General features: G+C 62.6%; 11 protein-coding genes. 8 read left to right on the top strand and 3 right to left on the bottom strand.

Going from position 1 to position 15,508, the window contains the following annotated elements:
- The first annotated feature begins 35 nt into the window (after window positions 1-35).
- The 8 genes from pgi to B058_RS0101620 are packed head-to-tail and all read left to right on the top strand — an operon-like array spanning window position 36 to window position 13,352.
- Entirely contained in the window at window positions 36-1,718 is a 1,683-nt protein-coding gene (pgi, locus tag B058_RS0101655; RefSeq protein ID WP_026240550.1) for a glucose-6-phosphate isomerase, read from the top strand.
- Between the two features lie 7 nt (window positions 1,719-1,725).
- Window positions 1,726-2,727: a glucokinase gene (locus B058_RS0101650; protein ID WP_018506726.1), complete on the top strand. Its 1,002-nt coding sequence runs from the start codon at window positions 1,726-1,728 to the stop codon at window positions 2,725-2,727.
- A gap of 22 nt (window positions 2,728-2,749) precedes the next feature.
- The gene (glgC, locus tag B058_RS0101645; RefSeq protein WP_018506725.1) at window positions 2,750-4,069 is read left to right on the top strand and encodes a glucose-1-phosphate adenylyltransferase; all 1,320 of its coding nucleotides are present in this window, start codon (window positions 2,750-2,752) and stop codon (window positions 4,067-4,069) included.
- On the top strand, window positions 4,053-5,786 hold the full coding sequence (locus tag B058_RS0101640) for a glycoside hydrolase family 57 protein (RefSeq protein ID WP_040723160.1): 1,734 nt from the start codon (window positions 4,053-4,055) through the stop codon (window positions 5,784-5,786). The genes glgC and B058_RS0101640 overlap by 17 nt, the downstream gene beginning before the upstream one ends.
- Window positions 5,783-7,135, top strand: a complete 1,353-nt coding sequence (gene malQ, locus B058_RS0101635; RefSeq protein WP_018506723.1) for a 4-alpha-glucanotransferase — start codon at window positions 5,783-5,785, stop codon at window positions 7,133-7,135. The genes B058_RS0101640 and malQ overlap by 4 nt, the downstream gene beginning before the upstream one ends.
- Window positions 7,132-9,357 carry a 1,4-alpha-glucan branching protein GlgB gene (glgB, locus tag B058_RS0101630; RefSeq protein WP_018506722.1) on the top strand — a complete coding sequence of 742 codons (2,226 nt, stop codon included), beginning with the start codon at window positions 7,132-7,134 and terminating at the stop codon, window positions 9,355-9,357. Before malQ ends, glgB begins: the two co-directional genes overlap by 4 nt.
- A 45-nt stretch (window positions 9,358-9,402) precedes the next feature.
- Window positions 9,403-10,860: a glycogen synthase GlgA gene (gene glgA, locus B058_RS0101625; protein WP_018506721.1), complete on the top strand. Its 1,458-nt coding sequence runs from the start codon at window positions 9,403-9,405 to the stop codon at window positions 10,858-10,860.
- Complete coding sequence (locus B058_RS0101620) at window positions 10,857-13,352, top strand: glycogen/starch/alpha-glucan phosphorylase (protein ID WP_245539235.1); 2,496 nt, start codon at window positions 10,857-10,859, stop codon at window positions 13,350-13,352. The genes glgA and B058_RS0101620 overlap by 4 nt, the downstream gene beginning before the upstream one ends.
- A gap of 67 nt (window positions 13,353-13,419) precedes the next feature.
- Here B058_RS0101620 and panD read toward each other — a convergent pair whose 3' ends face one another.
- From panD to panB, 3 genes are all read right to left on the bottom strand, one after another.
- On the bottom strand, window positions 13,420-13,800 hold the full coding sequence (panD, locus tag B058_RS0101615) for an aspartate 1-decarboxylase (RefSeq protein ID WP_026240548.1): 381 nt from the start codon (window positions 13,798-13,800) through the stop codon (window positions 13,420-13,422).
- Window positions 13,801-13,874: 74 nt separating this feature from the next.
- Window positions 13,875-14,720: a pantoate--beta-alanine ligase gene (gene panC / locus B058_RS0101610; protein ID WP_018506718.1), complete on the bottom strand. Its 846-nt coding sequence runs from the start codon at window positions 14,718-14,720 to the stop codon at window positions 13,875-13,877.
- Window positions 14,720-15,508 (bottom strand): 3-methyl-2-oxobutanoate hydroxymethyltransferase, encoded by a 789-nt coding sequence (gene panB / locus B058_RS0101605; RefSeq protein WP_018506717.1) that lies wholly within the window; start codon window positions 15,506-15,508, stop codon window positions 14,720-14,722. Before panB ends, panC begins: the two co-directional genes overlap by 1 nt.

Genomic DNA, 15,508 nt, shown 5'->3' with positions numbered 1-15,508 from the left:
ATGGCGCGGCACATTCCGGTAGGGAGAAACACTGCATGACATCATCAGTATTTGTGCAAGAGAAAAGGAATGAAGTGGCGGGCCCGTTGCATCGCCCGGTCTGTCTTCAGTTGAAAGCGCATCAGGCCGCGATCGCGGCAGCCCATATGCGCGACATGTTCGCAACCGATCCGGCGCGCTTCGAACGGTTCTCGCTCCAGGTCGGCGAGTTGTTGCTGGATTATTCGAAGAACCGCATCACCGGCGAGACAATGGGCCTGCTGGTCAAGCTGGCCGAGGAGGCCGACGTTGCCGGCTGGCGCGAGCGCATGTTCAGCGGCGACAAGATCAACAACACCGAGAATCGCGCGGTCCTGCATGTGGCCCTGCGCAACCGCAGCAACCATCCAGTCATCGTCGACGGCGAGGACGTGATGCCGAAGGTGAACGCAGTGATCGAGCGCCTGGGTGCGTTCGCCGAGCGGGTGCGGAGCGGCGAGTGGCGTGGCTATACCGGCGAGCGCATCACCGATATCGTCAACATCGGCATCGGCGGTTCCGACCTCGGTCCGCAGATGGTCTACCAGGCATTGAAGCCGTACCGCCATCCGCGCCTGAAGATGCATTTCATCTCCAATATCGACGGCGCGCATGTGAAGGAGGCGCTGGAGGCGTTGAATCCGGAAACGACACTGTTCATCGTGTCGTCCAAGACCTTCACCACGCAGGAGACGATGACCAACGCGCACTATGCGCGTGCGTGGTTCCTGGCGCAGTCGCAGGCGGAGAAGCACATCGCAAGGCATTTCGTGGCGGTGTCGACCAACCGCGACGCGGTCGCCGCATTCGGCATCGATCCCGCCAACATGTTCGAATTCTGGGACTGGGTGGGGGGACGTTATTCGCTGTGGTCGGCCATCGGGCTGTCGATCGTGCTGGCGGTAGGCGCAGAACGCTTCGTCGAATTGCTGGAGGGGGCCCACGCCATGGACGAGCATTTTCGCCATGCGCCGCTGGCCGCCAACATGCCGGTCATCCTGGCGCTGCTGGGCGTCTGGTACAACAACTTCTTCGGCGCCGAGTCGCACGCGATCCTGCCCTACGACCATTACCTGCGCAGCCTGCCGGCCTACCTGGAGCAGGCCGACATGGAAAGCAACGGCAAATCGGTCGACCGCGACGGCAACATCGTCGACTACCCCACCGGCGCAATCGTATGGGGTGCCACCGGCATCAACGGCCAGCATGCGTTCTACCAGCTGCTGCATCAGGGTACCAAGATCATCCCGGCCGATTTCATCGTGTCGATCGAATCGCACACCGAATTGCAGGAACATCACGACATCCTGATCGCCAACTTCCTCGCGCAGACCGAGGCGCTGATGCGCGGCCGCACGCGCGAGGAGACGCAGCGTGAAATGGGTTTGGCTCAGACCGGCCAGTTCGTGTCGCACAAGGTGTTCGATGGCAACCACCCCAGCAACGCGATCCTGCTGCAGAAGCTGACGCCGCATGCGCTCGGCATGCTGATCGCGCTGTACGAGCACAAGATCTTCGTGGAGGGCGTGATCTGGAACCTCAATTCCTACGACCAGTGGGGAGTGGAACTCGGCAAGCAGCTTGCCAGCCGCATCCTGCCCGAGTTGCATGCCGACGCACCGGTGGCAGGGCATGATGCCTCGACCAACGCGCTGATCAATTACTATCGCCGCATGAGTCACCCACGCACTGGCCTATAGTTTGAAGATGGAGTTGATTGCAGGCGATATTGGCGGAACCAAAAGCTGGCTGGCCTGGACGACAGGCGAGGCGGACAATGCGATGCGTCTGCGCTTCGAACGGGTATATGCCAGTGCCGATTTTGCGTCTGCAGAAGCCTTGTTGCGGCAGTTCATCGCCGATGCACAGGATGCGCCCCGGCCGGACAGGCTGGTTCTGGCGCTGCCCGGGCCGCTGCATGCGCAGCGGGTGAGCCTGACCAATCTCGACTGGACGGTCGATGCAGGCTCGCTGCAGACTGTGCTGGGCATCGCCGGGGTCCATCTCATCAATGATTTTCAAGCCGCCGCAGCCGGGGTGGCCGCCTTGTCGGCGGCCGATTGGGTCGCGCTCAATCCGCAGCTGGCCGAGCCCGGCGGCGTGCGTGTCATCACGGGCGCAGGGACGGGGCTGGGGCTCGCCTTCATGCTGGCGGACGACCGCGGGCATTACCGGACGTTTGCCACCGAGGGCGGGCATATCGACTTTGCGCCGGCCAGCCCGGTCCAGGCGCGCCTGCTGGAACGTTTGCGGGGAGAATACGGTCATGTGTCCTGGGAACGCGTGGCCTCGGGTTCGGCCATGAACGATCTATACCGCTTTTGCTGCATTGAGCATGAACGGCCATTGCCCAATGGCGCGGTGGACGGTGCCGGGCTTGCTGCGCGTGCTGAATCGGGCGATGCCGCCGCCGAAGCCGCACTGGATCTTTTTGTCGACCTGTACGGTGCGTGGGTGGGCAACGTGGCGCTGCTGTATCGGCCGCATGGCGGCCTGTATATTGCGGGCGGGGTGAGTGCGCATTTGCGCATGCGGATGCAGTCCGCCCGCTTCATGGAAGCCGCCGTTGCCAAGGGGCGCATGCGCAACGTGGTCGAGCGCACACCGATTTTCCTGGTTACCAGCAGCAGGCTGGGCGTGGCGGGGGCGCTTGCAGTGGGGCAGACCATGTCCCGTGGGCAGCATCCCGTCCCGCCCTTCAATCAATAACGAGACAGACGAGGAGCAGTTCATGACTCTTTCCAAGGCCGAACAGGAACGCCTTTACCGCTATTACACCGAACCGAAAATGGTGACTGATCTCACCCGCAAGACGCTGGCGCTCGTGCTGGCGGGCGGAGAGGGTTCGCGGCTGAAGGACCTGACCGCCTGGCGCGCCAAGCCAGCCGTCCCGATCGGTGGCAAATACCGCATCATCGACTTCCCGCTGTCCAACTGCGTCAATTCCGGGATTCTCCGCATCGGTGTGCTCACGCAATACAAGTCGCATTCGCTGATCCGGCATCTGCAGCGCGCCTGGGGTTTCATGCGTGCCGAGATCGGGGAGTTCGTCGAGATCCTGCCCGCGCAGCAGCGTACCCACAAGAAGGAGTGGTACCAGGGGACGGCCGATGCGCTGTTCCAGAACATCGACATCATGCAGCGCCATCACCCGGAATACGTGCTGGTGCTTGGCGGCGATCATGTCTACACCATGGATTATTCGGAGATGCTGCTGTACCACGTTCAGACCGGTGCGGATTTCACCGTCGGCAGCATCGAGGTGCCGGCTACCGAAGCGAGCGGATTTGGCGTGATGTCGGTCGACGAGGAGATGCGCATCACCCGTTTTACCGAAAAACCCAGGAATCCCGACTGCATTCCCGGCAAACCCGGGACAGCCCTGGTATCGATGGGCATCTATATTTTTTCCAAGGACTTCCTCTACAAGACCCTGATCGAGGATGCGGGCAGAACCAGTTCCAGCCACGATTTCGGCAAGGACATCATTCCCGCCAACATCGGCGAGGCCCGCGCCATGGCCTTCCCGTTCCGTGACAAGGATGGCGACCCCGCCTACTGGCGCGATGTGGGAACGCTGTTTTCCTACTGGCAGACCAATATGGAGTTGTGTTCGATCGAGCCCGAACTCAATCTGTATAACCGCGACTGGCCGATCTGGACCTACCAGCCGCAATACCCGCCCGCGAAATTCATTTTCGACGACGAAGGACGGCGCGGCGAGGCCATCGATTCGCTGATCGCAGGCGGCTGCATCCTGTCGGGCGCGCGGGTCAAGCGCTCGGTCCTGTTTTTCGCCACCACGGTGGAAAGCTACAGCCTCATCAAGGACAGTGTGATCCTGCCCAAGGTCTCGATCGGCAGCAATTGCCGCATCACCCGCGCCATCATCGACAAGGGGACGGTCATCCCGGACGGCATGGTCATCGGCGAGGACCTGGTGGAAGACGCCAAGCGCTTCCACGTCACGCCCGAGGGCATCGTGCTGGTGACGCCCGCGATGCTCGGCCAGAACCTTTACGCGAGACTGCAGAATGACTACGACGGCTAAATCGCTCAATGTGGTGCTGTGCTGGCACATGCACCAGCCGTATTACCGGGAGGGCCTCAAGGGCGCCTACCATCTGCCCTGGGTGTACCTGCATGGCATCAAGGATTACAGCGACATGGCCGCGCATCTGGAGCGCTACCCGGAGATGCGTACGGTGGTCAACTTTGCGCCGGTGCTCCTGGAGCAGCTGGATGATTATGCCCAGCAACTCGACGTGTTGCTGAAGCACGGCAAACCCACCCAGGACCACATGCTGAATCTGCTGTCCGGCGTCGAGCGCATCCCGTCGGATGCCGCCAGCCGCCTGCGCATCGTGCGGGATTGCCAGCGTTGCAACGCGGCGCGCATGATCCATCCGTATCCGGCCTTCCATCGCCTGCTGAGCATGATCGGCGTGACCGATGAGACGAGTGGCGACAGCGCCGGTCTTCCCTGGCTGATGGGTTATCTGTCCGAGCAGTATTTCCTCGATCTGCTGACCTGGTATCACCTCGTCTGGCTGGGGCATTCGCTCAGGCAGCTGCCGCTGGTACGGCGCTTGATGGCACAGGAAAGGAATTATTCGGCAGCCGACCGTCATGAGCTGCTGCACCTGATTCAGAACTGCATCGCCGGGCTGATTCCGCGTTATCGCGCGCTTGCCCAACGCGGCCAGATCGAGTTGTCGATGACCCCTTATGGCCATCCCATCGTGCCCCTGCTGAACGATTTCTCCAACCTGCGCGATGCAATGCCTGACGCTCCCGTACCAGATGCGCCCGGCTATCCGGGCGGGGCGGAGCGTTCGCGCTGGCATTTGGCGCATGGTGTCGAGGTGTTCGAGCGCTATTTCGGCATGAAGCCGTCCGGCGTGTGGCTGTCGGAAGGCGGTGTCAGCGAGGATGCGCTGGCCCAGCTCGACAAAATGAATTTTTCCTGGACAGCGTCGGGCGAGGGCGTGTGGCGCAACAGCTGCGACAAGTCGGGATGCCCGCCAGAGCAGACGCAAACCAAGCGTGCGCTGTTCTCGCCAGCCCAGGTCGACGGCTTCAAGACGCGGGTCTTCTTTCGCGACGACGGCCTGTCGGATCTGATCGGCTTCAAGTACAGCGACTGGCACGCCGACGACGCGGTGGGTGACTTTGTCCAACATCTGGAAAACATCGCCACCTTTTTCGGCAAGGAGGCGAACCGACATGTCGTCTCGATCATTCTCGACGGCGAGAATGCCTGGGAGTATTACCCCGACAACGGCCATCATTTCCTGAATTCCCTGTATGCGGTGCTGTCCAACCATCCCACGCTCAAGATCGGGACCTTTGCCGAACAGGTCGCGCACATCCCGTCGAAACCGATGAAGCGGCTGGCGGCCGGCAGCTGGGTGTACGGCAGCTTTTCGACCTGGATCGGCTCGAACGACAAGAATCGCGGCTGGGATTATCTGGTTGCCGCCAAGCAGGCCTACGACAGCGTGGTGGCGTCCGGGAAACTGAATGTCGATCAATTGGCGATGGCCACCCGCCAGCTCGCCGTTTGCGAGGGATCGGACTGGTTCTGGTGGTTCGGCGACTACAACCCGGCAAGCAGCGTGAGCGACTTCGAGCAGTTGTATCGAACCCAGTTGCGCGAACTGTATCGTCTGCTGGGCGTCGCGCCGCCGGCCCTGCTGGATGTGCCGCTGTCGAGCGGTGGCGGCTGGGCGGAAAACGCCGGCACCATGCGCAGGAATGCCGGATGAATTTCAATACGCGCCGCGCCGGCATATTGTTGCACCCGACGTCGCTGCCATCCTGCGCGCTGGAAGACGTCGAGCGCTGGCTGGATTTCCTGCAGGCGGCCGGTATCACGGTATGGCAGATGCTGCCGCTCGGCATTCCGCTGTCTGGACTGTCTCCCTACCAATGCGCCTCGGCGTTTGCGGTCAACCCTGCACTGTTTCCCGGAGCGCGTGCCGACATGCGCGGTTTCTCCAGTTGGCGCAAGAAACAGCACCACTGGCTGGACGATTACGCGCGCTTCATGGTGATCAAGCAGGAGCAGGGCGGCGCTCCCTGGACTGATTGGCCGCGTGAACTGCGCGACCGCGATGCGCAGACGCTCTCCGCGTTCGATGACAGCCATGCCGATGCACTGAAAGCCGTCATGGCCGAGCAGTATCGGTCCACCGTGCGGGGGCAGCACATCCGCGCGGCGGCAGCGGAACGCGGGATCCGGATGTTTGGAGACATGCCGATCTTCGTTGCGCACGACAGTGCCGACGTGTGGGCCCAACGGCACCTGTTCCTGCTGGATGAAACGGGACATCCCACCGTGGTGACCGGAGTACCGCCGGATTACTTTTCCGAGACCGGACAGCGCTGGGGCAACCCGCACTACAACTGGGACATGATGCAGGCCGACGGCTTCGCCTGGTGGCGGGCTCGGCTGCGCGCCCATTTCGAGTGGTTTGATCTGGTTCGTATCGACCATTTTCGCGGGCTGGCCGCGGCCTGGACGATTCCGGCCAGCGAGCCGACCGCCATCCATGGCGAATGGCGCGCGACCCCCGGCGTGGCGCTGCTGCAGGCGGTCAGTGCCGAAATGCGGGACTTGCCGCTGGTGGCCGAGGATCTCGGCATCATCACGCCGGACGTGACCGCGTTGAGGCACCAGTTCGGGCTGCCCGGCATGTCGGTGCTGCAGTTCGCATTCGACGCCCATGCCGACAACCCGCACAAACCCGAGAATGTGCAGCCCGATACGGTGTATTACACGGGCACGCACGACAACGACACCACGCTGGGCTGGTGGCGCACGCTGCCCGATCATGTCCGGCCCGAGGTCATGCAGCGGCTGGGCGTCTCGGATCCCGATGCGGTCCTGGGCGCGATGATTGCCACGGTGCTGGAAAGTCGTGCCGCCCTGGCGATGTTGCCGCTGCAGGATGTGCTGCACCTCGGCAGCGAGGCGCGCATGAATACGCCTGGTACGGACAGCGGCAACTGGACTTGGCGGTTTGAATGGGATGCGCTGGCGCCCGGCCTGGCTTCCCGTTTGCTACAACAATTACAGAAAGCCCATCGATGCGAGACACCCCCAAAACCATGAAGGCAGCGCCCACGACTTCGCCGCGGCATGCTCCGCCTGGTACCAGCCTGCCGGCGATCAGCGAACCGATCTTGCGAGTACAGGCCGGCACGCACCATGACCCGTTCGAAGTATTGGGCTTGCTCGTCCAGCCGGATGGCAGCATCCTGATCCGTGTCTTTCTGCCTGCCGCCGAAGCGGTCGAGGTGGCAGGCGATCGCATGATACGGGTAGCGGGCACCGATTTTTTCGAGCGAAAACTACCGCCAGGCACTGCGGTTGACCCGCATCCGGTTTTACGTTGGCAGGACAAGCAGGCGGGCAGTTGGCATACCACGCATTGCCCCTACAGTTTCGGACCGCAATTGGGCGAAATGGATCTCTATCTGATTGGAGAAGGTCGCCATTTCGAAGTCTGGAAAATACTCGGCGCGCGCGTGAAAACCATCGATGGCGTGGAGGGGTGCCTGTTTGCCGTATGGGCGCCTGCGGTGCAACGGGTCAGCGTCGTCGGTGACTTCAATGAATGGGATGGGCGCCGCCACCCGATGCGCTGCCGGGGCACTTCAGGTATCTGGGAATTGTTTGTTCCCGAGTTGACCGCAGGGCATGCCTACAAATATGAAATCCTCGGCCGGCATGGCCAGTTGGTGAGAAAGACTGATCCCTACGCACGGCAGATGTTCATGCGTCCGGAGACCACCAGCTGCGTACCGAATGACACGCCTTATGCCTGGCAGGACGGCACTTGGATCGCGGCACGCGCCCACTTCGACTGGCAGCACCGACCTGTCAGTATTTACGAGCTTCATCCTGGCTCCTGGCGGCGGCACGCCGATGGCGGTTTCTATACCTGGGGCGAACTGGTGGCCGAGTTGATCCCCTATGTGCTGGATCTTGGCTATACCCACATCGAACTGATGCCGGTGGCCGAACATCCGCTCGATGCTTCGTGGGGCTATCAGGTGTCCGGCTATTACGCGCCGACTGCGCGCTATGGTTCGGCTGACGACTTCCGTGCGTTCGTCGACGCCTGCCACCAGGCCGGCATCGGTGTGCTGCTCGACTGGGTACCCGCACACTTTCCGAAGGATGATTTCGCGCTGGCGCGTTTCACCGGCGAGCCGGTCTACGAACACGCCGATCCGCGCCGTGGCGAACATCAGGAGTGGGGCACGCTGGTGTTCGACTTCGGCCGTAACGAAGTGCGCAATTTCCTGGTGGCCAATGCGCTCTACTGGCTGGACGAGTTCCACATCGACGGCCTGCGTGTCGATGCGGTCGCTTCGATGCTGTATCTGGACTATTCGCGGCAACCGGGCGAATGGCTGCCGAACCAGTATGGCGGGCGCGAGAACATCGAGGCGGTTCAGTTCCTGCGCGAAATGAATACCGAAGTCCATGGCCGTTTTCCCGGCGTGCTGACCATCGCCGAGGAATCGACTGCGTGGCCGGCGGTGTCGCGTCCGGTCGAGCTCGGCGGCCTGGGTTTCTCGATGAAATGGAATATGGGCTGGATGAACGACAGCCTCGACTACATCGAGAAGGAGCCGATCTATCGAAAGTACCAGCACAATCAGCTGACTTTCAGCCAGATGTATGCGTGGACCGAGAACTTCGTGCTGCCGCTGTCGCACGACGAAGTGGTGCACATGAAGAAAAGCCTGCTCGACAAGATGCCGGGCGACGTCTGGCAGCGCTTTGCCAACCTGCGGCTGTTCTACGCCTGGCACTACGCGCATCCGGGCAAGAAGCTGCTGTTCATGGGCGGCGAATTCGGCCAGTGGAACGAATGGAAGGAGGCCGGCCAGCTCGACTGGGTGCTGCTCGGGTTTCCTGCGCACGACAGCATCCGTGCGCTGCTGCGCGATCTGAACCGACTCTATCGCAACGAGGCGGCGCTGCATGAGTTCGACTTCGATCCGCGCGGATTCCGCTGGATTGATTGCCACGATGCCGACCAGTCGGTGCTGAGCCTCGTGCGGCAGGGGCGGGATGCGTCCGCCCAGCTGGTGGTGCTGCTCAATTTCACGCCGGTGCCGCGTCGCGGCTATCGCATCGGCATGCCGTCGGGCGCCGCATGGTGCGAGGCGCTGAATACCGATTCGATGTATTACGGCGGCAGCAACCTCGGCAACGGCCAGCCGCTGCATCCGCAGAATCTGCCCTGGATGGGGTTCGACCATTCCGTTGAAGTGACGCTGCCGCCACTGGGGGCGATCTTTCTCAAACCTTGCAGTTGATTCGATCAAATAAAAACACGGAAAAAAACAATGAAACGCGGAGCAATGAAAATCCTGTTTGTCGCCAGCGAGGCCTACCCGCTGGTGAAAACCGGCGGGTTGGGCGATGTGGCCTACAGCCTGCCGCATGCCTTGCAGGCACGCGGCGCCGATATCCGTCTGGTGCTGCCGGGCTACCGGGCGCTGTTGCGCCAGCTCGACCAGGTGCGCATCCTCGGCTGGCTCGACGTGCGCGGCGCCGAAGGCATCGTCAGTGCGCGCATCCTGGAAACGCGCCATCCCGATTTTGCCTTCCCGCTTTGGGTGATCGACTGCCCGCCCTTGTTCGACCGCCCGGGCAATCCCTATGTCAACGCCAACGGCCAGGACTGGCCCGACAATGCCGAGCGCTTCGCAGTGTTCGCGCGGGTGGCTGCGCTGCTGGCGCAGGATGCGCTCGATATCGGATGGCAGCCCGCGGTGGTGCATACTCACGACTGGCAGACCGGGCTGGTGGCGGCGTTCCTGGCCGACCAGCCCGGGCGCCCGAAAACCGTGTTCACTATCCACAATCTGGCCTACGGCGGCTATTTCTCGCATGGTGATTTTGTTCGCCTGCAACTCCCCGGCTCGTGGTGGTCGTCCGAGGGCGTGGAATTCCACGGCGGCCTGTCCATGCTGAAGGCGGGCATCGTCTACGCCGATGCCGTCACCACCGTGAGTCCCACTTATGCGGCCGAAATCTGCACGCCGGCATTCGGCTATGGACTCGACGGGCTGCTGCTTTCCCGGCAATACAAGCTGCACGGTATTCTCAACGGAATCGATACCCGGATATGGAACCCGTCCACCGATCCGCACCTGCCCGCGCATTATTCGATGAGCCGCATTCTGCCCGGCAAGCGGCGCAACAAGCAGGCGCTGATCGAGCGTTTTCTGCCGCGCGCAGACGACGATGCGATGCAGGCGCCGCTATTGGGACTGGTGGGCCGGCTGGTCGAGCAGAAAGGGATCGACTGGGTGTTGGCGGCGATCCCGGTGCTGCTGTCCGAGACCGATGCGCGCTTCGTGCTGCTCGGCAGCGGTCAGGCTGCATACGAGCATAAGCTTACGCGACTGGCCAAGCAGCATCCTGGGCGCGTATTCGTCGAGATCGGCTACGACGAGGCGCTGGCGCATCATATCGAAGCGGGCGCCGACCTGTTCATGATGCCCTCTCGCTTCGAACCGTGCGGGCTCAACCAGATGTACAGCCTGCGATATGGCACGCCGCCCATTGTCTTCAAGACGGGGGGGCTGGCCGACACGGTGATCGACGCCGACGCGGAGAATCTGGCGGCGGGCAACGCCACCGGTTTCGTGTTCGACACGCCGGAGGTGGCGGCTTTTCTGCAGGCCGTCCGGCGCGCGTTCGACCTGTACCGCCAGCCCACGCAATGGCGCCGCCTGCAGCAGAACGGCATGCGCCAGTCGTTCGACTGGGCGGATAGCGCCGGCCATTACCTAGCGCTCTATTCCACATGAACTCAGCGGGAACCACCATGCCAGACGAGAAACCTGTCTCCCCCAACCGCATCGCCCTCAAGCAATTGCCCGATAGCAGCGAGGCGCTGACCGAGGATTTCCAGCGTTACCAGTTTTACCATCTGGGACGTTTCCATGGCTGTCCCGCCGTCTATACCTACCATGCGCTGGCCTGGACGTTGCGCGACCGTCTCATGTCGGATTGGATGAACACCTATGCCGAGCGTGACCAGCCTGGCAAGCGCCGCGCGTATTACCTTTCGCTGGAATTCCTGATCGGCCGCGCGCTGTCCAACCACGTGCTTAATCTGGGGCTGGACGCGGCCTCGCGCGAGGCATTGCAGAGCTTCGGCCAGACGCTCGAGACCGTGGCGGAGGAGGAGACCGACGCCGGGCTGGGGAATGGTGGCCTGGGCCGGCTGGCGGCCTGTTTCATGGACAGCTGCGCCACCCTGAACCTGCCGGTGATGGGCTATGGCATCCATTACGAATACGGCATGTTCCGCCAGCACATCGAAAACGGTTATCAGGTCGAGGAACCCGACCATTGGCTGCGCGACGGCAATCCATGGGAGGTCGAACGCTCCGAATTCACCTGCCGCGTGCCGTTCGGCGGACACACTGAGCATTTCCACGACAAGACGGGGATTCCCCGCGCGCGCTGGGCGGATACCAGCGATGTGCTGGCGATTCCCTACGACATGCCGATCTCGGGCTACCGCAATCATGCGGTGAACACGCTGCGTTTGTGGAAATCTGCCGCTACCGACGTGTTCGATCTCAACGAATTCAACGCCGGCAGCTACTCCGAGGCGGTGCAGGCGAAGAATCACGCCGAGCACATCTCGATGGTGCTGTATCCCAACGACAGCAGCGAGAACGGCAAGGAACTGCGCCTGCGCCAGCAGTATTTCCTGGCCTCGGCCAGCCTGCAGGATGCGCTGCGCCAGTGGCGCGCGGCCGGCAACAGCAATTTGATGCAATTCGCCGAGCACAACGTCTTCCAGATGAACGACACGCACCCCACCATCGCGGTGGCCGAACTCATGCGTCTGCTGCTCGACGACGAACGGCTGCAGTGGGACGAAGCCTGGGCGATCACCTCGCGGTGCATGGCCTATACCAACCACACGCTGCTGCCCGAGGCGCTGGAACGCTGGCCGGTGGCATTGTTCGAGCGCTTGCTGCCGCGCCCGCTGGAAATCATCTACGAAATCAATGCCCGATTCCTGCGCCAGGTGGCGATCAAATGGCCGGGCGACATCGACCGCCAGCGACGCATGTCAATCATCGAGGAAGAACCGGTACGCCAGATTCGCATGGCGTGGCTGGCCATCGTCGGCAGCTTTTCGATCAACGGCGTGGCGGCGCTGCATTCGCGCCTGTTGAAGGAAGGGCTGTTCCGCGATTTCGTCGAGCTTTGGCCGCACAAGTTCAACAACAAGACCAATGGCGTCACACCGCGTCGCTGGGTAGCGCATGCGAACCCCGGCATGACGGCGCTGATCAGTTCGAGAATCGGCGAAGGCTGGATTGCCGACCTGTCGCACCTGGCCAGGCTGAAGCCCCTGGCGGCGAGCGGAAACGAGGCGTTCCATGCCGAATGGCGTGCCGCGAAACGTGCCAACAAGGTGCGGCTTGCGGCGCTGGTCGAGGCCGAATGCGGCGTGACGTTCGATCCGTCCGCCCTGTTCGACGTACAGGTCAAGCGCATCCACGAATACAAGCGCCAACTGCTCAACGTCTTGCATGTGATTCATCTCTACAACCGCATCAAACACGGGCATCTGGAGGGCTCGGTCAACCGTTGCGTCTTGATCGGCGGCAAGGCCGCACCGGGTTATGTGATGGCCAAGCGCATCATCAAGCTGATCAACAGCGTGGCCGACGTGGTCAACAACGATCCCGACGTCAATGGCCGGCTCAAGGTGGCCTTCCTGCCCAATTACCGGGTGAGCAGCATGGAAATCATCGCGCCGGCCACCGATCTATCGGAACAGATTTCCACTGCGGGCAAGGAAGCCTCCGGTACCGGCAATATGAAATTCATGATGAACGGCGCCGTCACCATCGGCACCTACGATGGGGCGAATATCGAGATTCTCGATGCCGTGGGTGAGGACAACTTCTTCCTGTTCGGCCTGCGCGCCGACGAAGTCGAGGCACTGCGCGGCCGCTATCAGCCGCTGTCCTATATGGAGCGCGATCCGGCCTTGCGCCAGGTGATCGACCTGCTCATCTCCGGCCATTTCAACCCCTGCGAACCGGGCATCTTCGACATGATTCTCGGGGCCATGATGAGCCCGAACGATCCCTGGATGGTGCTGGCGGATTTCCGGACATATGTCGATGCGCAGGAACGGGTGGACCAGGCCTGGCAGGACGAGGCGCGCTGGACGCGCATGAGCATCCTCAACACGGCGTCGAGCGGCTTTTTCTCGACCGACCGCACCATGCAGGAATACAACGCGGATATCTGGAAGCTGACCTGAGTGCCGTAGGGAACCCAGCAACAAGAAAGCCGGGGATTCCCTGCTTTCTTGCAGGCAATATGTGACCTTACGCGGCCTGAACCGGGATCGCCTGGCGCGTGTCCATGATGCGGTTGTCCGCGTCCACGTACACCAGTTCCGGCGCATAGCGCGCCAGTTCCAGTTCGTTGTAGGACGCAAAGGTGGCGATGATGATGAGATCGCCCGGGTTCGCCTTGTGCGCGGCGGCGCCGTTCACCGAAATGATGCCGGAATCGCGCGCGGCACGGATGGCATACGTCGTGAAACGTTCGCCATTGGTGATGTTGTAGATCTGGATCTGCTCGTATTCGTGGATGTCGGCCGCGTCCAGCAGGGTTTCGTCGATTGCGCAGGATCCTTCGTAATGCAGCTCGGAATGCGTGACGGTCGCCCGGTGCAGCTTGGACTTGAGCATCGTTCTTTGCATGACGGTGCCCTCAATAAGAAAGGGCTCATATTATACCCTTTGGTTTTGACGACCCAAAGGGTACAAGTAAAACTTCAGGCCGGATTGCCCAAGCTGAAATCGAGGTTGTCGATCAGCCGGGTCGACCCCAGCCAGGCCGCGCCCAACGCCACCAGCCGGGCACTGTCTGGCATGGGCGATTGCAGGGTCGCGGCATCGCGCAGCGCCACGTAATCGACCCGCCAGCCTGCCATTTTCAGGTGGCGGCCGGCGGTGGCGCACAAGGCCTCGAAATCCCGTTCGCCTGCCTGGACGGCGGCCACGACGGCAGCGAGTTCGCGCTGCAGCTGGGGCGCCTGGATGCGTTCCGTCGCGCCGAGATAGGCGTTGCGCGAACTCATCGCCAGCCCGTCGGATTCGCGCAGCGTATCGCCCGCCACGATGTCGATCGGCAGGTTGAACTGCCGGACCAATTCCTGGATCACCCGCAATTGCTGGAAATCCTTTTTTCCGAACACGGCTACGCGCGGCTGCACCAGGTTGAAAAGCTTTAGCACGACCGTTGCCACGCCGGCGAAATGACCGGGACGGAAGGCGCCGCACAAGTCCCGCGTCAGCGCTTCGGACGGCTGCACGATGAAATCCTGCGGGGCCGGATAGAGGGCATCGACGTCGGGCGCGAACACCAAGTCGCAGCCGGCGGCGGCGAGTTTCTCGCAGTCGGCTGCGAGGGTGCGCGGGTAGCGCTCGAAATCCTCGCCGGCACCGAACTGCAGCGGGTTGACGAAGATACTCGCGACAACCGGACTGCCATGCCGCCTTGCCAGTTCGACCAGCGACACATGGCCGGCGTGCAGATTGCCCATGGTGGGTACGAATGCGGTGCCGGCTTGTCCGGCGAGTGCGGTGCGCAGTTCGGCGACGGTATGCAGGACCTGCATCAGAAGGTGTGGTCGGGACCGGGGAAACGGCCGTCCTTCACCGCGGTGACATAGGCGCGCACGGCGGCTTCGATGCCGTCGGCGCCGGCAAGAAAGTTCTTCGAGAATTTCGGCGCGCGCGGATACAGGCCCAGCATGTCGTACAGCACCAGTACCTGGCCGGAACAGCCGGCCCCAGCGCCAATGCCGATGGTCGGAATCGTGAGCGCCTCGGTGATGGCCTGGCCCAGCGCGGCGGGCACCATTTCCAGCACGATCAGTCCGGCACCGGCGGCTTCCAGCGCGCGGGCGTCGGCGACCAGTTGCGCGGCAGCCGCGTCCTCGCGTCCCTGTACCCGGTAGCCGCCGAGCTGGTTGACCGACTGCGGCAGCAGGCCGAGATGCGCGCACACCGGGATGCCGCGCTGCGTCAGGAAGGCGACGGTGCCGACCATGACCGCGCCGCCTTCCAGCTTGACCATATGTGCGCCCGCAGCCATCAGCCGTGCCGCGGCGGAAAACGCACGCTCCGGCGAAGGCTGGTAGCTGCCGAAAGGCAGGTCGGCGACGATGAAGGCACGTTCGGCCCCGGTGGCGACGCAGCGCGTGTGGTACGTCATCTCGGCAAGCTTCACCGGCAGCGTCGAGGCGTGTCCCTGCACCACCATGCCGAGGGAATCGCCGACCAGCAGCACCTCGACGCCGGCGGCTTCGAGCACGCGCGCAAAGCTGGCGTCGTAGCAGGTGAGCACGGCGATCTTCTCGCCGCGTTCGCGCATTGCCTTGAGGGTGGACAGGGTGACGGCCAT

Origin of the sequence: Thiobacillus thioparus DSM 505, from assembly GCF_000373385.1 — a bacterium.
Classification (GTDB): Bacteria; Pseudomonadota; Gammaproteobacteria; order Burkholderiales; family Thiobacillaceae; genus Thiobacillus; species Thiobacillus thioparus.
Note: the sequence above shows the minus strand (reverse complement) of the source record. Positions and strands in the feature narration are given on the sequence as shown.

What these genes read in the sequence shown, in the direction of transcription:
- glgA (WP_018506721.1), top strand. Translation starts at nt 9,403, where the DNA reads ATGAAAATCCTGTTTGTCGCCAGCGAGGCCTACCCGCTGGTGAAAACC.
- B058_RS0101640 (WP_040723160.1), top strand. Translation starts at nt 4,053, where the DNA reads ATGACTACGACGGCTAAATCGCTCAATGTGGTGCTGTGCTGGCACATG.
- malQ (WP_018506723.1), top strand. Translation starts at nt 5,783, where the DNA reads ATGAATTTCAATACGCGCCGCGCCGGCATATTGTTGCACCCGACGTCG.
- pgi (WP_026240550.1), top strand. Translation starts at nt 36, where the DNA reads ATGACATCATCAGTATTTGTGCAAGAGAAAAGGAATGAAGTGGCGGGC.
- B058_RS0101650 (WP_018506726.1), top strand. Translation starts at nt 1,726, where the DNA reads ATGGAGTTGATTGCAGGCGATATTGGCGGAACCAAAAGCTGGCTGGCC.
- panD (WP_026240548.1), bottom strand. Translation starts at nt 13,800, where the DNA reads ATGCAAAGAACGATGCTCAAGTCCAAGCTGCACCGGGCGACCGTCACG.
- glgB (WP_018506722.1), top strand. Translation starts at nt 7,132, where the DNA reads ATGAAGGCAGCGCCCACGACTTCGCCGCGGCATGCTCCGCCTGGTACC.
- glgC (WP_018506725.1), top strand. Translation starts at nt 2,750, where the DNA reads ATGACTCTTTCCAAGGCCGAACAGGAACGCCTTTACCGCTATTACACC.
- panB (WP_018506717.1), bottom strand. Translation starts at nt 15,508, where the DNA reads ATGGCCGTCACCCTGTCCACCCTCAAGGCAATGCGCGAACGCGGCGAG.
- panC (WP_018506718.1), bottom strand. Translation starts at nt 14,720, where the DNA reads ATGCAGGTCCTGCATACCGTCGCCGAACTGCGCACCGCACTCGCCGGA.
- B058_RS0101620 (WP_245539235.1), top strand. Translation starts at nt 10,857, where the DNA reads ATGAACTCAGCGGGAACCACCATGCCAGACGAGAAACCTGTCTCCCCC.